Source organism: Bdellovibrio svalbardensis (genome assembly GCF_029531655.1).
GTDB lineage: Bacteria > Bdellovibrionota > Bdellovibrionia > Bdellovibrionales > Bdellovibrionaceae > Bdellovibrio > Bdellovibrio svalbardensis.
In genome coordinates, this window is record NZ_JANRMI010000004.1 from 22,516 (window position 1) to 43,196 (window position 20,681).

Genomic DNA, 20,681 nt, shown 5'->3' on the forward strand with positions numbered 1-20,681 from the left:
GTCTATTTCCCTATCATCCAGCAGGAAAGATTTTTTGCTTTTTAATTTGACCTGACGCAATGGAAATCCGGAAAATAGAGTCTGTTAAAAAAACACTCCGGCATCGTCGGAGCCGGCCACATCAGGAGGATGTCCCATGCTTTTTCGTGTGTTACTCGTTCTATCACTCGTAAATCTTTCAGCTTGTTCATATTTCACAAAACGTCGCAATCCATCACAAGAAACAAAAGTGATGCTGAAAGATGACCAAGGGAATGCCAAAGAAGCACCCGCACAGGCTTCATCAACTGGCGCAAAGGAATTAACTCCGATCAATCCGAATGAAGCCGAAGCTGCAGCGCAAGCGCAGGAAATGAAAGAGGCCGTCGCAGAAGCCGCGGCCCATGTTCAAGCATCTCATGGCAAAGCTGAACGCGAAGCCGGACCGGTTTCTGCGGAAAAAGCTTTGGGCTGGTTGCGCAATGGCAATACGCGCTTTATGAAGGGGTCTGTCCGCAAAGACGGAGCTTCTACCAAGGACCGCGTTCGTTTGGCGCAAGGTCAGAAACCTCACTCTATCATCTTGTCATGCAGTGACTCTCGCGTTCCACCTGAAGTCGTTTTTGACCAAAAATTGGGCGAAGTGTTTGTGATCCGCACCGCTGGTGAGTCCGTGGATAACAATGTGATCGGAAGCATCGAATACGCGGTCTCCCACTTGGGTTCAAATCTGATTGTTGTCATGGGTCATGAGTCTTGCGGCGGCGTGCGTGCCACTTTGGATGCCATTTCAGGTGCACAAATGCCAAGCCCAGCATTGACAGGCCTTGTAAACGACCTCAAGCCTCGTCTATTGAAATTCAAAGGTGTTCCTCAATCGCCAGGCCTTTTCGAAGAAGGTTGGTCAAATGTAGATGGGATAGCGCGCGATCTTGTTCTGCGTTCAGAAATCCTGCGTGACGCTGTCACCTCTGGTGAGGTAAAGATTGTCAGAGCTATGTACCATCTTGAATCTGGAAATGTGGAGTTTAAGTAGTTTATGTCCCACGGTGTACCCCAAAATCTGCAGCAACGTAAAATTCTAATCACAACGGCCTTGCCTTACGCCAACGGTTATATTCACCTTGGTCACTTGGTAGAGTACCTCCAGGCAGACTTCTGGACGAGATTCCAGAACATGCGTGGCAATGAATGTGTTTATATTTGCGCAGATGATACTCACGGCACACCGATCATGGTGAAAGCCCGTGAATTGGGCATCACTCCAGAGGCTTTGATTGCACAAAGCTATAAAGAGCACACTCAGGATTTTGCGGACTTCCAAATTGAGTTCTCGCACTACGGTTCGACGAACTCTCCGGAAAACAAAGCCCTTTGTGAATTTTTCTATGAAAAAATGGTTGCGGGTGGCCACACTCGCAAGCAAGGCATTAAACAGCTTTATTGTGAACACGATAAAATGTTTTTGCCAGATCGCTTTGTAAAAGGGACTTGCCCTAAATGTGGAGCGCAAGAACAGTATGGCGATTCCTGTGATGTTTGCGGATCGACTTACTCCCCGAGCGACATGAAGAACGTGCACTGTTCTTTATGCGGAACAGCTCCTGTTTTGAAAGACAGCGAAAGCATATTCTTTAAATTGAATGATTTTAAAGCCTACCTGGAAGAATGGATTCCAAAACATTCTTCGCCTGAGATTTCTAAAAAAATGCTCGAGTGGTTCAACGAAGATCTTCATGATTTGGATATCTCTCGTGATGAACCTTACTTTGGCTTTGCCATCCCGGGGACGAACAATAAAAAGTTCTTCTACGTCTGGGTGGATGCTCCGATGGGCTATATGTCTTCGACTGAGCAATGGGCGAAGGCTCGTGGTAAATCTCTGAAAGACATCTGGCAGGATCCAAGCCGTGAAATCTATCATTTCATCGGCAAAGACATTGCCCGTTTCCATACGATCTTCTGGCCCGCTTTCTTGAAGGCCGCTGATCTTCGTTCCCCGAATCAAGTTTTTGTTCATGGTCACTTGATGGTCAATGGCGAGAAGATGTCGAAGTCCAAAGGGACTTTCATTGCCGCTCGTACTTATTTGAATCATATGAATCCTGAACACTTGCGCTATTACTATGCGACGAAACTTTCTAGCTCTGTCGATGATATCGATTTGAATTTGGAAGATTTCATCAACCGTGTGAATTCAGAGCTTGTGGGTAAAATCACAAACCTAGGATCTCGCGGTGGTCAAATGTTGAAAAAGAAAATGGATGGCAAGATGAGCACTCCGGATGCGGAAGGTGCGAAGCTTATCACCCATGCTCAGGAAAAAGGCGAAGTGATTGCCGGTCACTTTGAAGCTCGTGATTTTGCCAAAGCCATCCATGAGATTCGTTCATTGGCAGATGAAGCCAATAAATACTTTGATGAAAAAGCTCCCTGGAAGACTTTGGAAGCAGATCCTGAGGGAACAAAACAAGTCATCACGACGACTTTGAATATGTTCCGTTTGTTGGCAATTTACTTGAAGCCAATTCTTCCGTTCTACACTGCAAAAGTTGCAAAACTTTTGGGTGAGGCGGATTACAAATGGTCTGATATCAAAACGGTTCTAACGAATCGTGAGATCAACGATTACGAGCATCTTGCTGTTCGCATCGAGACTGACAAAGTTAAGGCGATGGTTGAAGAAAGCCGTAAGATCAATGAAGAAATCCAGGCGGCGAAGAAAGCAAGCTCGACGGCAGTCGCAACTCCTGCTCCTGCGGCAAAACCTGGTAAAGCGGCATCTGCAGAAGATCGCAATGCTGAAAAGCCAGCGGAAATTGAATTTGCTGACTTTGAAAAAGTTGATCTTCGCATTGGTCAGATTATTGAGGCTGAAGAAATCAAAGAGGCTGACAAGCTTCTTCGTTTGAAAGTTGATATTGGTGGCGGCGAAACTCGTCAGATTATTGCGGGCATCAAGTCCGCTTACAAAGCCGAACAACTTTTGGGCCGTAAGGTCTTAGTCTGTGTAAATTTAAAGCCTCGTAAGATGAAGTTTGGCATGTCTGAAGGCATGGTTCTGGCTGCGGGAAGCGGCGGATCTGATCTGTTCGTTCTTTCAGCGGACGATGGAGCCCAAGTCGGCCAACGAGTTAAATAATGAGTCCTCAAGACAAGAAATCCCTCGAAGAAATTCATAAGCTTTTTTTAGAGCTTGAGAAGACCTCGGGGGATTCTTCGTTTGATACCGTCAAACTTAAGGACCTCAAAGAACGCATCCAAGCTCTTTCCCTCTCCGAAATCATTGATGTCAGCAGACTGTCTTCCCTCGAGAAGCATCTTGTGGCAGATATGACCTTAAAGCACTTTGTGAGCTTTGCGATTCCTTTTGAGCGCGCTCTTCATAAAACTTTGCAAGATGACGAGTTCTTGATTGTTGAGAATGACAAGCTTGCCGGCGAACAGGAAAAGCTTCCCCTCGTTTTTGTTTTGGATAATATTCGTTCAGCCTTCAATGTGGGCTCGATCTTTCGGACCGCGGAATGCCTCGGTGCCGAGAAGGTTTATCTTTGCGGCTATACGCCCCTGCCGACGCAATGGAAGGTCGAAAAGACCGCGATGGGAACGCACGAGTATATGGATTGGCAAGAAGGCGGAAAGCTTTTTGAATGCCTCGAAACTTTGAAAGAAGAAGGCTACCAACTGGTCGCCCTTGAGACGGCAGCCAGTGCTGTGGATTTGTACGAAGAATTCCCCTCGGAGCCGACTGCTTTTATTTTAGGTAACGAGCGCTTTGGCCTGGATCCGGAAATTTTAAAACTTATTGATGAAGTTCGCATTGTTCCTTTGCGTGGCCGAAAGAACTCCCTCAATGTGGGAGTCACTGCGGCGGTGGCTGGTTTTGAATGGATGAGACAATGGCGAGCGAGAAAATAGAATTCACCCCGATCGGATACTTTCGCAGTTCACAGGTTCACCCCTACGAAGCGGGTCGACAACCCGATGCCCATCATGCGGAAGGTGTGATCGAACTTTCAAGTGGCAGCAATTTTGAACAGGCTCTGACAGGCCTTGAAGGCTGCGAGCGCATTTGGATTATTTTTCTTTTTCATCACAACAACCATTGGAATCCGATGGTGCTTCCTCCGCGAGGGGTCGATTCCAAAATAGGTGTCTTCGCGACCAGATCCCCTTACCGACCAAATCCCGTCGGCATGAGCTGTGTGAAGGTTCTTAAGATTGATAAACTGAAGATCACCGTAGAAGGTGCGGATCTTTTAGATGGCTCCCCGATCTTGGATATTAAGCCTTATGTGGCGTATGCGGACTCTTTCCCTGGTAGCGAGCCGGAGTGGCTTAAATCGGCGGAAAAATTCGAAATTGGCTTTTCAGAACTGGTACTTCAACAACTTGAAGAGCTTGAACGACAAGGACTGACTCAACTTCGCTCCTTCTTATTGCATCAGCTCGAGTACGAGCCTGCGAACTCAAAAAAGAAACGTGTGAAGGAAGAGGGCTCGGGATATGTTATCGCCTATCGCACTTGGCGGGCTTTTTTCAGATTAAATGGACTGAGTTTGAAAGTGGAAAGAATCTATTCTGGATACTCCCAGGATGATTTGCAAAAAGATGAAGACCCCTATTCAGACAAAGAACTACATCGAAAGTTTATTCTCAAATTTACCTAGAAAGCAAAAAGCAGTTCATGACATTGGTTTTGCCGCTGGCTTTACCGTATCGCGAACTGCCTTTACATCAGCGAATAGAAACTAAGCGCCTTTTTTGCCTTTTTTGTGTTTCATTTTATTCATTTCGTCTTTGCATGCTTGAGACATTTCGTCTTTGTGCTCCTTCATGCATTTCATTACGCGACCTTTACCAGGCTTTTCTTCACTGCAAAACTTTTCATAATCATCATGACAAGCTTCTTTAACGTGCTTCATCTCTTTTTTCATTTTTTCGATATGGGATTTACAAGCCGGAGAAAGCTTTGATTCATTCTCTTTCATACACTTCATCACACGGCCTTCACCTGGCTCAACAGTGCCGCAGAAAGTGGCCATATCCTGTTCACAAGGCTTCTCTGCAAACGCTGGTACTGCAAATCCAAGACTGATTAAACTCATCACTAGCCATTTAGTCATACTGACCTCCTATATTGAAAATACTAGAAGGAAAAAACATCAGAGACAAAGACAATGAGGTCCTGTGTCGGATCTTACGGATAAATTGACCACAGCACCTTTAAGCCTCAAGCCCAAAGGACTACATAAAATGCTTTGCACCCATGGCAATTGAAATAAAGAAGCTAGCGACAACCACGGTCCATACATAGCTTAAGAAAATAAACACTCCATCTTTCTCAACATGTCCTAAAGCACAAAGGACAATGGCAATTCCAGGGATGCTATTCGTGAATGGAATCGGCAATGGCAAAGCCAACAGCAAGGCATTCACTGCGAAAACGCCAAAATTAATAGCTCGGAAAAACGGCAAATCATGAAAGAAGACCCATCGTTCTTTGACTAAATGGGAAATCTTTCGCCAAACTTTTTCAGCAGTTTCAGAAACTTTTAAAACGGTCTTCGCAGAGATATGCAAATTCTCATAACGCTTGGGAATCCAGGGAGGACGTTGCAAATAAAGCAAAGTCGCCACAATACAAATCAGAATACCACCTGGAGTTGAAAGTCCCGGCAGAGGAATGGGAATCATATACGGCAAAGAAATAAAAAGAAGGAAAACGGCATGACCTTCCTCACCAAGTATGTCGACAACTCGACGCAAAGTGATTCCCTTGTTCTCGTCATGACCGTGACCATTCTTCTGCACTTCTTCCTGCAAAAGATCCATCGCCTCAATAAACTGGCTTTTCAACCGGGCCTTCTTTCTTGGCTTCTTTTTACAAAAACTCAGTGAGTTTCCATCTCTGTGATTCTAAAGGACCGGGCCGGGATTGGAAGATTTTTACGAGAAATTTTGTAACTATTTTGGGTCGGGTCAGAATTTTAACAGCTGAAAATTAACTCTTGTGAGCTAACACTTCTGCTTCAATACACGCCCACTTGGCATTTTTAGTTCTATACTCATCCTAGAGGCCCGTATGAAATTCTCTATATCGATCATTATCATTTTAATTGGGACGACCGTATTGGCACAGACTCAAACCAAAGAGCAATGCATTGTGACGACCAAAGCCCGCGCCGCAATGACGTTAAGCTCGGCCCAAGTGGAAAGACTTTGCGAAGAGAATCCTATGGAGGTTGTGAACTGCGCCGTCACTCAGCTACAGGGCGCGCGATTTACGACAACCTTAGATAAATCAATAAGACAATGTCGTCTCGAATGGACGACGACGACCGTGAATGGTCAGGGAATTTTCTAACTTCCCAGCTTCTAGAGATAACAAGTCGTCTACAAACAAAAACACCCCGCTTTTCAGCGAGGTGTTCTGTGAATCGAATCATTCCAAAAGGATGATTAACCGATTGTAGCGATAAGCTGAGCGATCAACAAAGATACGACAGACATAACTTTGATCAAGATCGCAACGCCCGGACCAGAAGTATCTTTGAACGGGTCACCAACAGTGTCACCGATAACTGCCGCTTTGTGAGCGTCAGAACCTTTTGGATGACCTGGCAATCCACCTTTTTCGATGAATTTCTTAGCGTTGTCCCATGCTCCACCAGCGTTCGCCATGAAGAGTGACATAGTCGCGCCCACTGCCAAAGAACCAGCCAACATACCCGCAAGAGCTTGTGGTCCAAGGATGAAACCGATTGCCACTGGAGCAAGGATCGCAATCATACCTGGCAAGATCATTTCGAAAAGAGCTGCTTTAGTTGCGATATCTACGATTTTCGCAGGTTGAGGCTCAGCCTTACCTTCACGAAGACCTGGGATCTCAGCAAACTGACGAGCGATCTCTTTAACGATTTTTTGAGCTGCTTTACCTACCGCAGTCATTGTTGTTGAACCAACAAGGAACGGAAGGATTGAACCGATCAAGATACCGATCAATACGCCAGAAGTTGTTAGCTCCAAAGACATTGCTGCCATGCCTGCTTTGATACGAACATGGTTAACTTCCATGTTGAATGCAGAGAATAGAGCGACAACTGTCAAGATCGCAGAACCGATAGCGAAACCCTTACCGATAGCTGCTGTTGTGTTACCAACTGCATCCAATTCGTCAGTGATGTCGCGAACGTTTTTACCAAGACCAGACATTTCAGAGATACCACCCGCGTTGTCCGCGATAGGACCGTAAGCATCTACAGTCATTACAACTGCAGTACCCGCAAGCATACCCACTGCAGAGATAGCGATACCGTATAGACCCAACGCTTGGTCAGCAACGTAAGCTGCAATAACAACGATCAACATTGGGATCGCAGTTGATTCCATACCTACTGCCAAACCACGGATCACGCCAGTTCCTGCACCAGTCAAAGCTGCTTCAGCAACCAAACGGATAGGACGAGCTGCTGTGTAGTACTCAGTGATCAAACCGATGAAAGCACCACCGAAAGCACCCGCTGCCAAAGCAACAGTTACTGATTGGTTAATACCGAACATTGGCAACACGATGTAAGCCGCGATAGTCAAAATGATTGGTGGTACGATCAAAGCATTACGAAGAACCGTTGCTGGTTTTCCGTTCTTAAAGATACGTGCCGCGAAGATCACGATGATAGAAATCGCAAGACCCAAAGTTGAAAGCAACAAAGGAAGAACAACACCCGTCATGCGAGTTGCTGCTGCATCTGCGCCTGACATAAGTTTAGACAAACCTTCTACTGGAATAGTCAAAGCGATCGCCATTGCTGAAACGATAGCAGCAACCATGGACTCATAGATGTCTGCGCCCATACCTGCTACGTCGCCGACGTTGTCACCAACGTTGTCAGCGATAACGCCCGGATTACGAGGGTCATCTTCAGGAATGTTTTCAACAACTTTACCAGCGATGTCTGCACCCACGTCAGCGGCTTTAGTGTAGATACCACCACCGATACGAGCGAACAAAGCGATAGATGAAGCACCTACTGCGAATGAGTGAAGAATAGTGCCGATAACTGGAGCGCCGTTAGCGTCAACAGATGTACCGAAGAAGTGCCAAAGAACTCCCAAACCGATCAAACCAAGACCAGCTACTGAAAGACCCATCACCGCGCCGCCGTCTAGGGCAACAAGCAATGAAGCTGCTTTAGAACCAGTTGCTGCAGCTTGAGTTGTACGAACGTTGGCATAAGTTGCCGCCTTCATACCGAAGAAGCCCGCAAGCAAAGACAAGAATGCACCCAGGATGAATGATCCCGCTGCAATTCCGCCCAAGGCGAACCAAAGAGCCGCGCCTACGACGATTGCGTAGACAAAAAGAACCTTGTACTCACGCACAAGGAAAGCCATTGCGCCTTCACGGATATAACCCGCGATGCGATTCATAGTCTCATTGCCTGTAGGTTGTGCCTTCACGCGAAGGTACAAAATTACAGCCAGGACCAAACCAACTACTCCGGCGATAATTGGAGAAATTAGCAAAGATTCACTAAACATTGTTGCACTCCATTTTGATTTCTCGTTTAAATTACGAAGACTTAGGATTAATTCAAAACATTGCGTCTAGTCAATGAGGGGAAGAGGTACGCCGTACCTTTTTGAGGCTCAGTGCGTCGTTAGAGCAACGCGCTGAGTGAAGCAAAAGGTGCCTGGCACCTTTTGCGGGGATGTAGATGAGGTTTCGGAGATTTTTGCCCGAAATGCAGGCAATTTCGAATTGTGGGCACTCGGGCATGGAGTGCTTCCGAAGTAGAAGTTTGCGAAAGCCGCTCTAATATTTATTGGCTTGCGAGACTTCTTTTATTTAGAAATGGCTGCTAGGCTTGATGACTATGAACAAAAAGCTTTCTGACTCGAACGATGAAGATCTTCTTCTCGCCCTGGCTGAGGGTGAAGAGAAAGCTTTGGATATTCTCTACCTGAGACATTCAGGCCGAGTCCTCACCTACGCCCTCAAACGTGGAATGACGCGTGAACAAGCAGACGATGTGTTGCAAATCGTTTTCCTGCAGATCTTCCGCAAGAAGCATCTCTATGATCCTAAACATAAGGCTTTGGCCTGGCTTTACGTGATCACACGCAGCGAGCTTAAAGACTACAGAAATCGCGAAATTAAAGACTTTGTCGAATGGGACGATTCTTTGTCACAAAGCGCCCCGATGGATCCTAGTCTAGAGAATAAGGATGAATCCGAATCCTTATTGAAAGAGCTCAAACCTCGCGAACAAGAGGTGATGAAGCTGCGCTACCTGGATGAGCTTGAGTACGACGAAATCGCCGCGAGACTTCAGGAATCCGCAAGCAACATCAGGCAAATAGTCAGTCGCAGTTTGAAGTTTTTGAAGACCCAAAAAAGCAACCAGAAGAATTAGGAGGAAACATGAAAGACATAAAAAAAGATTTTGAGTCTTTTACTGATGAATCTGGTTCTTCTGCGAACACCAGCGCGGGATCTTCTTTTGTTTTACAGAAGATTCAAAATGAAATCGCGAAAACGGCGCCCAAAAGGACCAGCGTCGCAGCGAAGCTGGGAGCTGTTCACCTGGTGAGTTCTGTAATTACTTTAACAGCCTGTCCTCAGTTTGGTTTACGTCTGTTCTTCCAGGGCGAAGGCATGATGCATTACTTTATGAAGATCAGTCCGACCTTCTGTCAGTCCTTCTGCGGAGCTTTATATTTATCAGTCACATTCTTGCTAGCTCGTTTTGTTTTGAAATACGATGAGTGGCTTGTGGTTCTTCGCTCTCGCGCTTTAAGCATTGCGACTTTGGCTTTGTTGTCACTGGGTACTTTTGCGATGATCAATCGCCAGATGTCTTTTGAAACTGGTGTCTTTTGGATCTTTGGAGCGACGTTGGGTGCGGAGGCAGTTTCTGCTTCGAAGCAAACTCTGCGAAAGATCTTCTCCTTCTCGAGAGCTTAGTTCTTAACAAGGACCTAAATCTTTAATTTAATTTCTAACGGAAAATGATCGGAGCCCGTCACTTTGTGATGGACCTCCGCCTTCAGTACTTCAAAACCCCGCACAAAAACGTGGTCGAGCTTCAAAAGCCGTCCGTCGTTTTCCAAATCCAAATGATCCAGGTGAAGATCTCTAAAAATGCTTTTCATAATCATATAACGTTTAACGTTCCAGGTGTTGAAGTCCCCGGCCAAAACCACGGGGCCATCGAAGTGCGAAATCTTTTCGGCGATCTCATAGAGGGATTCAGAAAAAGCGGCCGTCGTCACGAAGTTCAAGACATGTGTGCAAACGAGCAGAACTTTTTTACCTTGAAAGTCGTACTCACTAAAAAGAGTTAACTTCGGCGTGAGCCAAAAGAACTCCCTCGCTCGAGAGCGGATGAAGTCCACCGCTGTGGGCGTGAACTTCGAACCAATCGCTACACCTGTGCTGCTAAGATCTTTTTTGTAGTGAAAGCTTTGAGCGAGATGCCACTCATAAGCAGAAAAATCCTGTTTCCATAGCAAAGGCATCTTGTTATCGACAAGGGCCTCTTGCAGCAAAATAAAATCCTTGCCGCTTCCGTGTTTTTTAAAGTCATTTTCAAACAGATGCGCCTTTTGGCCCTTATAAACATTCCAGACAAAGATATTCAAATCCGTCTGATCGGGATGAGGAGTGTCTCCCCCCTCACCGATTTTCATCAGAACTTTGTCTTTAGCTGGAACGATAAAAGGGACCATGTCTTCCTGTTCTCTACTGAGCTTATTTTACTTTACTCAAGTAATCTTGATTCACTTCAACGACCTGCAGTGCCTGCGCCTCGGCGCGCTCATGTTCTGCCAATAAGGTCGAAAGATATCTTTCTGTATAGCTTGGAACAATCACAACGATATTTTTACCACGATTTTCTTCGCGAGCCGCCTGGCGAAGCCCAGCCGCAATAGAAGCCCCCGAAGAGATGCCCACAGGAATACCTTCAGTTTTAATAACTTCACGAGCGACCTTCAAAGACTCTTCTGATGACACCTGTTCGATTCCGTCGACCACTTTACGATCCATCACGGAAGGCACGAAGCCCGCGCCCAGACCTTGAATTTTGTGGGGACCTGGTTTTCCACCGGAAAGCACCGGGCTTTCCGCAGGCTCCACGGCAATCATTTTTATGGATGGCTTTTTGGATTTTAAAACATGACCCACACCGGTGATTGTGCCTGACGTGCCCACGCCACTGACTACCACGTCGACTTGTCCATCGGTGTCGCGCCAAATTTCAAGCGCCGTGGTCTCTTCATGAATTTTCGGATTGGCTGGATTGTCAAACTGAGCTGGCATCCAGGCATTCGGAGTGGTGTCGATCATCTCCATGGCTTTTGCAATCGCACCCTTCATACCCAGCGGCCCCGGAGTCAGAACAATCTTGGCCCCCAAAAGAAGCAACAAAGTTCTTCGCTCTTGCGACATTGTCTCTGACATCACCAGCGTGATGGGATAACCCTTTGCTGCCGCCACGAAGGCCAAGGCAATACCGGTGTTCCCACTTGTCGGCTCAATGATTTCAACTCCTGGCTTAAGCTTGCCGTCAAGCTCCGCTTGTTCGATCATCGCCAAACCAATACGGTCCTTGACTGAACCCAGAGGATTAAAAAATTCAAGCTTAAGCAAAAGTTTTCCTGGCAGTCCTTTTCCGATTCTTTGCATTTGCACGAGGGGCGTTTGACCGATGGTCTTTGTGATATCAGAGTATATTTTCATGTGACGTCCTTTTGCCTTAATTCTTTTGCGCTTGACTGGCCTACACCAAGATTACTATCCAAGTAGGCGTAGATGTGTTTAGACTTTTAGTGTACTCCTAAGATCGAGGTCTTTAAAGGCCTCAAAACGAAAAAACAGGGGCCTTTTCCTATGATACCTCAAGTACTCACCAGCCGTTTGACAAGTTTCTGTTTCCGTTTGAGACCCGGCCAAGATCTTAAAAAGGAGCTTCTGCTCTATGCAGAGACACATCAACTAAAGGCCGCAGCCATACTAAGTGCGGTAGGCAGCCTTAAAGTCGCCTGCCTAAGGCTGTCGGATCGCAAAGAAACTAGTGAGTTCACAGGTCCCTTTGAGATCGTCTCCCTGATGGGCACTGTGAGTGCTTCAGGGATTCATATGCACATGTCTATTTCCGATGGCGACGGCAAGGTGCTTGGCGGACATTTGATGGATGGTTGCTTGGTATACACGACGGCCGAAATTATTTTGCTTGAGAGTACGGACTTGGTTTTCGATCGTCAGATGGATGAAGGGACTGGGTATAAGGAGTTGGTGGTTAAGGCGAGGGAGTAATCACCAACTGGGACTTAGCTAACCAACAGCTGAACTTTGGGGTTGAGCTTCTGGTAAATTGAGATCAACCGATCCGTAGAAAATTCCTCAACACGGTGATGCAAGATCTTGCTCATTTTTGACTCATCAATACCGGCTATTTCTGACATCTGCTTCTGGGTGCACTTATGCTTGCGCTTATATGCCAAAAAATGTTGGCAAATATCCCACCGAAATTTCTCAAGAGCTGTTGGCTTTTCACTCAACGCCAAGGTGCCTTCTGCATTTTCCAAGTTTTTTAGAACCTTGCGAACTTTTGTTTTATTTGGGAATGCCATTTTTATCTCCGACAAGCGCTAATCACATATCTTGCCATATTTGGCAAGATTGATCCACTTCTTTTAACAACTTCATTGCCACTTACTTTCGACGCCGGTGCCGCCTTGCAGAAGAAGCCGGCGCGGATTCTAAACAGCCTTCTTAAGAATGTCGTTGATAAGACTTTGATATGCCACGCCCTGCTTCTTCGCGCGGGTCTTTAGCTTTTTTAAGACGCCTTCTTCAATTCTAATTGAGACGGCCTTTCTTGGAGTTTCCCCTAGAATAGGCCGTCCAGGCCGCTTAAATTTAGCCAACTGCTTGGGAGAAAACTTGGGAATTTCCGAATAGTCAATTTCACTATCTTTCCTGGTGGTTTTTGTAGGCTTTTCTTTCGCCTTTGTTTGCAAATCTCGCACTGATAATTCGATAGTATTCGACTTCCTCTTCATACTTAGATCTCCGATGTGTGTACGCCACAAAGAGAACGCGCCCAAAAGATGACTGGCCTAAAACAATATACCTATCTTCAACTACCGAATGATCTTCGTCATAGAGACTCAGATAACTCTGGTCAAAAAAGACTGTCGCCGCCTCATCAAATGCAATTCCGTGTTTCTCCATGTTCTTATTGCTTTTAACACTATCCCATTGAATAAAAGCTCTCATATTATGTATATACTTAATGCAATACTCTGCAAGGAAAAATGTTGAACACCCCAAACCTGACAGCTCGGGCATTCAATCTACATGCCTTTACTCAAATCAAAGATCCCCAGACACAAACCCACTGCAAGGCCAGATCCCGGCTTTCTGTTTGGGATTTTTCGACTAAGGTCTTTACACCCTAGCTCATCTTGAATCATTTGGTCGGTATCTATGGAAATCTATTCCGCAGCGGGTATTCTTTCCAGCGGAGGACTTCATGAAGAAGACACTTTTAATTGCAAGCAGCGTAGTACTTTCTTTTTTTATCATAGAATTTTTCGCAGCAGAAAAAGCACACGCGGACAGCGCCTTGGGCATAGTCATCGGCGATCCCACTGGCGTATCCGGGCGCACAAGCTTAAATGGAGCTCACTCTCTCGAGGGGGCTATCGCATATTCTTTTGGACATTATGACGGAACCGAAATCCACGGAACTTACCTGTGGGATCGCGCTCGGTCTTTCGCAACCAAAGAGGGTCCGATTGAGATGTACTATGGATTGGGTGCCAGAGTGATTTTCATTAATAGCGGAAAGCATGATGGCGAAGTCGCAGTGGGACCTCGCGCTCCTCTCGGGGTTCTTTATAATTTCCATAATCCAAATATTGAAGTCTTCGGCGAAATCGCCGCGACTCTGGATATTGTCCCGGCTACGGATGTTGATTTGGATTTGGGGATTGGGTTTCGGGTGAGGTTCTAAATACACCTACGAAACTTGAACTTTATATTTAAAACCTGCCTGAGTTAACTGATCTTGAAGGGCTAGCTGAATAAAGCGATCTTCAGCGAAGCCCAAGATCTTCGCAAACCGTGCCGCTCTTTCTGGGCTCACTGATTTACGACCTTTTTCTATGTCGTTAAGGTGCTGCTTAGAAATACTCAACCTTTTCGCAAATATCTCTAAGGTCTGCCCTTCAGATTGACGTAAGGAGTTTAGCCTCAAACCAAAGCTAAGCGACTCGCCGAGGACTTTCTCAAGTTGCTTTACCGCAGTAGTTTTCTTTTTAGTATTCATTCTTATCTCGGTACACCTATTTGGTTTACTTAACAACCGCAAAAAAATGTCAGCATAAGAAAGCCAGGGCTCAAGTTTTATTCACTATCTAATAAAAAGGGCTAATCAGGTAGGTATTCCATCGATCCTATAGGTTCGAAGCCATACCTAATCAAAAGGTTATTTTCTAACTCTCAACCATGTATGAATGTTGCGAGCTGGGTAACGAAACGCATAGTAGCGCTCGTAGGTCTCAATCCCAAAGAGCTTTACGATCAAGCGAGGATACCAGCTGCGAACTGACTTATTGAACTCGATGACTGTCTTGACGTGCTCGAAGTGGCCAACAATCGCACCTAAGTATTCGCCCTTTTGTAGAGGCCCATACCAACCAGCAGAAAAATGCCAGCGATGAGTTGGGTCACTCCATGAATCGACCCATGAGAAATGTGGAGTTTCGATATAAACTTCTGCACCATCTTTACAGATGCGATGGATTTCTTTAAAAAAGTTTTTTGTGTCGGATATATGCTCGATGACGTGAATGCTACGTGCTGAGTCGAATGAACTGTCCTCAATTGGCCACGCGCCCGCATCGAAGTCAAAAACAAGATCCACCCCAGGAAACTGGAACAAATCGACTCCAAAATGATTTTCTGCTTTTTTAGGGCCACAACCGATGTCAATTTGCTTCATGGCGGAAAACATATTCTTATACTTTCCCGAGAGCAAGAAAATATGAGGGTTTTGAATAATCTCAAACCCAATTGATTAGGCAATAGGACTTGAGACCCTACAATTCCTTTACTCCATCGGCCACAGCGCGGCTTTTAGGCCAAATACGATCCTGCACCATGAGGTCATAGTTGAACCAAACTTTGCCTACCTCCTTACGGAAGCCCTCAAGAGATGCCTCATCGTCCCAGTCATCAATCAGATTATTCTCTTCGTGAGGATCTTTGGAAAGGTCGTAGAGATATTCATCCCCGGTTCGGTCATATAAAACATATTTCATGGGGTACTTTACAATTGCAAAGTAAACGCCCCCATAAGGCTGAAGCAAGGGGATATACTTTGGCGGCGGAGCCAATAAGGAATCCCCAATAAAGTGAACTTGAGTGGAAATACCCACCATATCCAGCACTGCCGGAGCCAAGTTAAGTTGCGAATAGGCTTCCTTCACCCTTCCTGGTTGAATCTTCCGTTCATCCCTGAAATCTAAAATCAGCAAGGGTGTTTTGAAGTTCTCTTCGTAAGCAAAACTCTCGCTAGCAAAGTTCTTATGCTCCCCCATCGGGAAGCTGTGATCGCCGGTAACGATGACGATTGAATTCTTATAATAGGGACTTTTTTTCAACTCACTGAAGAAAGTCTTTAAATACTCATCAGACACCCGAATTGCGTTACTGTATTTTTCCAAACGCTTTTTTGGTTCGGGATAAATATATCGTTCTGCCGCAGGTACTTCGTTAAAGGGCATATGCGAAGAAATCGTGGCCAAGGTCCCAAAAACCGGCCCTTTTTTGTGATTCGCTTCTAGGTATTCAAAGAAGCGTTTATAGAAAATATCGTCATGAATGCCCCAGCCCCAACATGCGCCAGATTTTTCCTTTTCACAACCCTTGCCCATCGAATTCATCACGCGATAGCCGTGAGATGTTGTGAAGTTAAAAGTATTGTCGAAATGAACGTCTTCATTTGCCTTAGAGAAAACCGTGTCATATCCATTTTCTTTAAGGATTTGGGGCAAACAATGAAATCTATTACCTACGAATTCAGAAAACTCTTTTCCGAAGACACTCGAAGTTAAACCACAAAGGGCTGCGAAGTGCGCTCTCCCCGTCTGAATAGACTGGCCGTAAAAGTTTTCAAAATACAGACCCTGCGGAATAAGTGAATTATAGAACGGTGTGAATTCCTTTCCGTTCGGTGATTTTGATTCCACAAAGTTGGCATTGAATGATTCAACGAAAACGATAAACACATGGGGGCGCTCTTTCGCACCATGTGTGGCAGTAAATTCCCTAACCAAGGGGTATTCGCGAGTGTCCTTGGGTTTATATTTTGCTTGAAATGCCGTCTTAAACGGGAAGATTCGGAATACAGCTGTCTTTGCAAAACTGGTTACTTCATCCTGAGGAAATGGCACGACAAAAAGTAAAATCACTAGCGTCCCAATAAATACAGGAATACTCCACTTGGCCCCCTGCCTAGCCTTATCTTTGTCATAACCAACTATGAACCACGTAGCGATTACAAACACACAAGTCCAAAAAATTTGCGGGCCTTTGAAGGTATTATTGATTACAGAGGCTGATTGACTAAAGGTCCCAGGGTGCAACAAGAACTTCCAATGGTCTGCGATGATAGAGAAATCAAAAACGCTGTCTGTTCTAAAATGATAGAATCCCAATGCTGAATAAATGAAAATGAAAAGAGACAGTGCCACTTGTAACGACGTTCGGTTGCGAAAAATGAAGAAACCACCCTCTGCGATCGCTACCATCAACAATAAGGAAGCAAAAACGATTGCGATGCTTTCTGTGGTTACATAAAATGGATTGCTGTTATCTTTGCTAAGTACTTCGAAGAAGAAATACATAAATATGAACCCAAACCAAGCCGTGGTCCATTTACATTTCACTATAAAAATACTCTTAATATCCTTCAAGCTTATCTTCCCTATTGAAATACCAGTATAGATCTTCCCAATAGTGATCTGAAAGACTTTTCTAGAAACATTTCAAAATTAGAACTAAGTCCATCTGAATAAGTGAAAATATTTAAATCGAGACAACTCACATTTTCCACACAAACATGATAGTGTTTTCCTATACATACAGAGGTGACACAGCTGAAAAACTTGGCACTAAGTAATTTTATGACAAAAACAAAATCCTTCGCGAATACCTATCAAGAAGAACAAGGCAGAGTGAGAACCTGCCTTTAGCGGCATTCCAGTCCCAGCCCATACCCCTACATCTGGCAGGGCTCATACAAGAGCAATCTTCTAGAGAAATGCTTCTTGGTTTTTGTCGAGCCTGCTGCTCTTCAAGATTTCCGTGACCTTGGTTTTTCCAATGACACTCTGTCCCTTTTTCTCAAGATGATAAGCAATTCTGCGGCAAACCCTGTAAAGGTTTTTCTTTGCGAGTCTCAGTACGCTTTTCTTCTGGTGGTGTAATTTATTTCTCTCCGCCGCTACCGCCGAGGTAGTTCTGACTCTTGCGCCAGAGAAGAGCCAGTCCAACAACCGCTTTTTTTAGGCTAGAAGCTATGGGCGTTTCTATGAGGGCTCATTCGAGGCATTCTGTTTCCGCTTTGAGTTTTTCTACTGCAAGTTCTGATTTCTATTTTGAATCGCGCTTTAGATCTTTGAGGCCTACGATGCCCGATTGCAAAAACTTCTTTTCCACCCGAGAGTTGGGCCCATGCAAAGCCATCTCGCCGACAGACAAGACCTGCGCCTACACTCGCTTCCAATACCAGTTCTATCATTTTTTCTGGCGATCTTCTTTTTCTCTTTTTCTTTTCCAACTGACTCATGATGCCCCACCCTATAACATAATCTGTTCTCCGAAGAGAACAGGGCGCATCTTTCAGATTTCAGCTGCTTAGGTAAAAATCGACACCCTTTGCTAGCTTAAATCACCCTCAAGACCGTGTCGAACGAGCCCAGCCAGTACACCTAGAAAGCTAGACTCCTAATTTAAACTTTCTTTTTTTTAGCAATTACAACGATAGATCCGCCAAAAGGAATAGCGATTCCACGAGAAATGCACCAAATTTCCCATTTCAACATGGCTCGTATGATCTTTTGAAAGAAACCGACATGAGCCGATTCCGTTGACAATAGTCGCGCTCCGATTTTTTTATCAAAAGCTTTTTTTAACTGGTAAGGAAAACTTCTGAATAAAGCAATTGGCAAAATTAGCAAACTAAAAAAATAGCTGCAAAAAAGGATCTCGTAACCATTTCTATTAAGTTCATCCTTCAAGCGCGTTTTCGTATAACGCGTAAAATGACCAGCAATATCATCTTCTTCAGACCAAAGCCATTTGTATGCAGGAACCGTCATCATTAGGATCGAAGCGCCAGGAATATTTTCTGAAATTTTACTAAATAGCACTTGAGAGTTCGAAAAATGTTCGACTACATCAAAAAGTCCGACACACACTTCACTTTCTGAAGATTGATAATCAAGAAGATTGACGCAATAAAGATTATCGATGCCTCGCCTCTTCGCATTGTAAACTCCACCGCCGGCTTCAACGAGGGTTACTGGATATCCCATAGATTTAATCTTTTGGGCCACAAATCCGTTGCCTCCACCAAGATCTATTACTTGGCACTTTCTGTCCTGATACTTCTTCAAAACTTCTGCTATGATCAAATTTCTGTGCTGAAACCAAAAACTCTTATCTTCAAAACCAAAATATTCATCATTTGCGGCGGCGGGATATGACACCTTTTCTTTTTGCACAGAAAAGTTAATGCCATCTTTATAGTGAAAATCAGTCATTCTAAATCCTTAGCTTTATTCCGAAGCAAAGCGTTGTTTAAGCTTCTTCAACGGAAGAAGCTCCTGTCCTTCTTCATTCGTTAAACCCGTTATCTTTAATAGACCCTTGCCACACAGAACAATCGGACAACCATTCTCAAGCTCAAATATCTTGCCCGGAGAATTATTTTCAATGCAAATTTCCGGCAAAATCTCCGCTCCGGTTATTCTGACCACTTTCCCTGCCATATAAGAGCAGGCGCCTTTATACGGAAAACCAACTGAATCGACGAAACGCTTTATATAGGAGGAATCTTGGACCCAATCCACCCAATAATCATTTTCATCCCGCCAGATACTATAAGTTGCTCGTGCATCATCTTGATCAACTCCAGCCGTAAGGTTACCACTAATCATATCGCGAATGATCTCGACGCTCATTTCTTCATAAAGCGAACAGATCCTTTGGATTGCGGACTGTACAGTAATTGGATAATCAATGGCGCTACTTTTCTGAGTAATGACTTTCCCACGATCATATTTATCACAAGCCCAAAGAGCCGTTGCACCAATCTCGCGATCACCGTTCAAAAGGGCTGTAACAAGAGGATTGAATCCTCGATATCTTGGCAACAAGGAATCATGAAAGACAATTAACTTTCGACCGTCTGTGATTGAAATGAGTGTTCTCCAAGAAACAGCAATACAGATTACGTTGTCATTAGTCTTTGGAATCTCATCAGAGCAACGAATATAATTCTTCTGACAAAGTGCAACTATTTCATCCACAAAGTCATTCTGAACAGCCCTGTCTCTAGCGACTACAACTTCGGATATTATATGCAGAGGAAACTCCTCTATAATTCTCCTAAGTACGTGCAATCCCTTCTCAGTCATTAGGAATAGCGCGACTTTTTTATTCAAAATTAATCCTTTCATCTACCAGATAAATTGGTCTTTGCTTGGTCGACTCGAAAATTTTTCCTATATACAAACCTACAACTCCCAGAATGAACACAATCAACCCCGTACAAAAAAGTACCAAACAAACCAAACTCGCGTAACCCAATACCTGAAATCCATGCGTCAACGCCCTCTCAACAACCAAAATAGTCATAAAAATGGAAATTAAGGACATCGTAACTCCCAATGCTGCAACCATTCTCAATGGCTTATCGGAATATGCTAAAACAATATCCAATCCCAAGTTGCAAAGCTTCATAATACTGTAAGAAGATTTCCCTTCGAGTCGACTATCATGACTTACGGGGATAGAGACTGCCTTAAACCCACACCACTTCACCATTACAGGAAAAAATCGAATGGGTTCATTCATTCCGTTAATTGCTTTAATTACTTTCTTTCCGTAAATTCCAAAATTAGCAATGGTCGCGTCAAATTCGGTACCTGTTAGCCACGACAAAGTCTTATAAAAACATTTAGAAAAAAGTTTTTTAAAGAAGCCATCCTGCCTCTCTACCCGTTGCCCGAGAACAATATCAAAACCTTCTAATGCCTTTCGGTATAGGCCCTCAATTTCCTCAGGGCGATCCTGCAGGTCGCAATCCATTACGACAAACCATTCTCCTCGCCCCTCCTTTAGTCCGGCGGTAATAGCTTTATGCTGTCCAAAATTTCTACTTAGCTTAAGGCCCTTAACTCGAGGGTTGCCAGTAGAAACTTCTAAAATTGCTTCCCAACTTTTATCAGGACTCCCATCCTCAACAAGAATAATTTCATAAGTGCACTCCCAACGGGCCATCTCGACATCTATGGCTTCAACTAAAGGAGCCACCAACTTCTCAGCCATATACACAGGACTAATAATACTTAAAAGAACTTCGGAACTCTGTGGCTCTCTGGGCATCGTTTTTGTATAC

23 protein-coding genes are annotated in these 20,681 nt (G+C 44.6%); 9 read left to right on the top strand and 14 right to left on the bottom strand.

Annotated elements, in window-relative coordinates; genetic code table 11:
* Window positions 1-136 precede the first annotated feature (136 nt).
* From NWE73_RS13140 to tsaA, 4 genes are read left to right on the top strand one after another with little or no spacing between them, the layout of a single operon-like run.
* Window positions 137-1,015 carry a carbonic anhydrase gene (locus NWE73_RS13140; protein WP_277578798.1) on the top strand — a complete coding sequence of 293 codons (879 nt, stop codon included), beginning with the start codon at window positions 137-139 and terminating at the stop codon, window positions 1,013-1,015.
* 3 nt (window positions 1,016-1,018) lie between these two features.
* Window positions 1,019-3,121 carry a methionine--tRNA ligase gene (metG, locus tag NWE73_RS13145; RefSeq protein ID WP_277578799.1) on the top strand — a complete coding sequence of 701 codons (2,103 nt, stop codon included), beginning with the start codon at window positions 1,019-1,021 and terminating at the stop codon, window positions 3,119-3,121.
* Window positions 3,121-3,897, top strand: coding sequence for an RNA methyltransferase (locus NWE73_RS13150; protein ID WP_277578800.1), 777 nt, complete (start codon window positions 3,121-3,123; stop codon window positions 3,895-3,897). Before metG ends, NWE73_RS13150 begins: the two co-directional genes overlap by 1 nt.
* Complete coding sequence (gene tsaA / locus NWE73_RS13155) at window positions 3,879-4,649, top strand: tRNA (N6-threonylcarbamoyladenosine(37)-N6)-methyltransferase TrmO (RefSeq protein ID WP_277578801.1); 771 nt, start codon at window positions 3,879-3,881, stop codon at window positions 4,647-4,649. Before NWE73_RS13150 ends, tsaA begins: the two co-directional genes overlap by 19 nt.
* A gap of 81 nt (window positions 4,650-4,730) precedes the next feature.
* On the opposite strand, the gene NWE73_RS13160 is transcribed toward tsaA, so the two are convergent.
* Both NWE73_RS13160 and NWE73_RS13165 read right to left on the bottom strand, forming a co-directional pair.
* On the bottom strand, window positions 4,731-5,105 hold the full coding sequence (locus NWE73_RS13160; RefSeq protein WP_277578802.1) for a cysteine rich repeat-containing protein: 375 nt from the start codon (window positions 5,103-5,105) through the stop codon (window positions 4,731-4,733).
* 121 nt (window positions 5,106-5,226) lie between these two features.
* Window positions 5,227-5,838 carry an exopolysaccharide biosynthesis protein gene (locus NWE73_RS13165; protein WP_277578803.1) on the bottom strand — a complete coding sequence of 204 codons (612 nt, stop codon included), beginning with the start codon at window positions 5,836-5,838 and terminating at the stop codon, window positions 5,227-5,229.
* A 226-nt stretch (window positions 5,839-6,064) separates the two neighbouring features.
* On the opposite strand from NWE73_RS13165, the gene NWE73_RS13170 reads away from it, so the two are divergent.
* The gene (locus NWE73_RS13170) at window positions 6,065-6,346 is read left to right on the top strand and encodes a hypothetical protein (RefSeq protein ID WP_277578804.1); all 282 of its coding nucleotides are present in this window, start codon (window positions 6,065-6,067) and stop codon (window positions 6,344-6,346) included.
* A gap of 95 nt (window positions 6,347-6,441) precedes the next feature.
* Here the strand turns inward: NWE73_RS13170 and NWE73_RS13175 are convergent, their stop codons facing one another.
* Window positions 6,442-8,523 carry a sodium-translocating pyrophosphatase gene (locus NWE73_RS13175; RefSeq protein WP_277578805.1) on the bottom strand — a complete coding sequence of 694 codons (2,082 nt, stop codon included), beginning with the start codon at window positions 8,521-8,523 and terminating at the stop codon, window positions 6,442-6,444.
* Window positions 8,524-8,858: 335 nt separating this feature from the next.
* Between NWE73_RS13175 and NWE73_RS13180 the strand changes: the two genes are divergently transcribed.
* Both NWE73_RS13180 and NWE73_RS13185 read left to right on the top strand, forming a co-directional pair.
* A complete protein-coding gene (locus tag NWE73_RS13180) occupies window positions 8,859-9,398 on the top strand; it encodes an RNA polymerase sigma factor (RefSeq protein WP_277578806.1) in 540 nt (179 codons plus the stop codon).
* A gap of 8 nt (window positions 9,399-9,406) precedes the next feature.
* Complete coding sequence (locus tag NWE73_RS13185; RefSeq protein ID WP_277578807.1) at window positions 9,407-9,949, top strand: hypothetical protein; 543 nt, start codon at window positions 9,407-9,409, stop codon at window positions 9,947-9,949.
* A gap of 14 nt (window positions 9,950-9,963) precedes the next feature.
* Here the strand turns inward: NWE73_RS13185 and NWE73_RS13190 are convergent, their stop codons facing one another.
* Together NWE73_RS13190 and cysK are read right to left on the bottom strand one after the other, a co-directional pair.
* Window positions 9,964-10,713, bottom strand: coding sequence for an endonuclease/exonuclease/phosphatase family protein (locus NWE73_RS13190; protein WP_277578808.1), 750 nt, complete (start codon window positions 10,711-10,713; stop codon window positions 9,964-9,966).
* A gap of 22 nt (window positions 10,714-10,735) precedes the next feature.
* Window positions 10,736-11,725, bottom strand: a complete 990-nt coding sequence (cysK, locus tag NWE73_RS13195) for a cysteine synthase A (RefSeq protein ID WP_277578809.1) — start codon at window positions 11,723-11,725, stop codon at window positions 10,736-10,738.
* A 150-nt stretch (window positions 11,726-11,875) separates the two neighbouring features.
* On the opposite strand from cysK, the gene NWE73_RS13200 reads away from it, so the two are divergent.
* Window positions 11,876-12,301, top strand: coding sequence for a PPC domain-containing DNA-binding protein (locus NWE73_RS13200; protein ID WP_277578810.1), 426 nt, complete (start codon window positions 11,876-11,878; stop codon window positions 12,299-12,301).
* Between the two features lie 14 nt (window positions 12,302-12,315).
* Here NWE73_RS13200 and NWE73_RS13205 read toward each other — a convergent pair whose 3' ends face one another.
* The 3 genes from NWE73_RS13205 to NWE73_RS13210 form a co-directional block, all read right to left on the bottom strand.
* On the bottom strand, window positions 12,316-12,618 hold the full coding sequence (locus NWE73_RS13205; RefSeq protein WP_277578811.1) for an XRE family transcriptional regulator: 303 nt from the start codon (window positions 12,616-12,618) through the stop codon (window positions 12,316-12,318).
* Window positions 12,619-12,747: 129 nt separating this feature from the next.
* A complete protein-coding gene (locus tag NWE73_RS18125; protein WP_407652959.1) occupies window positions 12,748-13,050 on the bottom strand; it encodes a CopG family antitoxin in 303 nt (100 codons plus the stop codon).
* Complete coding sequence (locus tag NWE73_RS13210) at window positions 12,959-13,267, bottom strand: BrnT family toxin (protein WP_277578812.1); 309 nt, start codon at window positions 13,265-13,267, stop codon at window positions 12,959-12,961. Before NWE73_RS13210 ends, NWE73_RS18125 begins: the two co-directional genes overlap by 92 nt.
* A 256-nt stretch (window positions 13,268-13,523) precedes the next feature.
* Between NWE73_RS13210 and NWE73_RS13215 the strand changes: the two genes are divergently transcribed.
* On the top strand, window positions 13,524-14,006 hold the full coding sequence (locus NWE73_RS13215; protein ID WP_277578813.1) for a hypothetical protein: 483 nt from the start codon (window positions 13,524-13,526) through the stop codon (window positions 14,004-14,006).
* A 6-nt stretch (window positions 14,007-14,012) separates the two neighbouring features.
* On the opposite strand, the gene NWE73_RS13220 is transcribed toward NWE73_RS13215, so the two are convergent.
* The 6 genes from NWE73_RS13220 to NWE73_RS13245 form a co-directional block, all read right to left on the bottom strand.
* The gene (locus NWE73_RS13220) at window positions 14,013-14,321 is read right to left on the bottom strand and encodes a helix-turn-helix domain-containing protein (protein ID WP_277578814.1); all 309 of its coding nucleotides are present in this window, start codon (window positions 14,319-14,321) and stop codon (window positions 14,013-14,015) included.
* Window positions 14,322-14,480: 159 nt separating this feature from the next.
* Window positions 14,481-14,996: a class I SAM-dependent methyltransferase gene (locus tag NWE73_RS13225; protein ID WP_277578815.1), complete on the bottom strand. Its 516-nt coding sequence runs from the start codon at window positions 14,994-14,996 to the stop codon at window positions 14,481-14,483.
* 97 nt (window positions 14,997-15,093) lie between these two features.
* Window positions 15,094-16,944: an LTA synthase family protein gene (locus tag NWE73_RS13230; protein ID WP_277578816.1), complete on the bottom strand. Its 1,851-nt coding sequence runs from the start codon at window positions 16,942-16,944 to the stop codon at window positions 15,094-15,096.
* A 1,065-nt stretch (window positions 16,945-18,009) separates the two neighbouring features.
* Window positions 18,010-18,822 carry a methyltransferase domain-containing protein gene (locus tag NWE73_RS13235; RefSeq protein ID WP_277578817.1) on the bottom strand — a complete coding sequence of 271 codons (813 nt, stop codon included), beginning with the start codon at window positions 18,820-18,822 and terminating at the stop codon, window positions 18,010-18,012.
* Between the two features lie 15 nt (window positions 18,823-18,837).
* On the bottom strand, window positions 18,838-19,740 hold the full coding sequence (locus NWE73_RS13240; RefSeq protein ID WP_277578818.1) for a formyltransferase family protein: 903 nt from the start codon (window positions 19,738-19,740) through the stop codon (window positions 18,838-18,840).
* Window positions 19,718-20,668, bottom strand: a complete 951-nt coding sequence (locus tag NWE73_RS13245; protein WP_277578819.1) for a glycosyltransferase family 2 protein — start codon at window positions 20,666-20,668, stop codon at window positions 19,718-19,720. The genes NWE73_RS13240 and NWE73_RS13245 overlap by 23 nt, the downstream gene beginning before the upstream one ends.
* Between the last annotated feature and the right edge of the window lie 13 nt (window positions 20,669-20,681).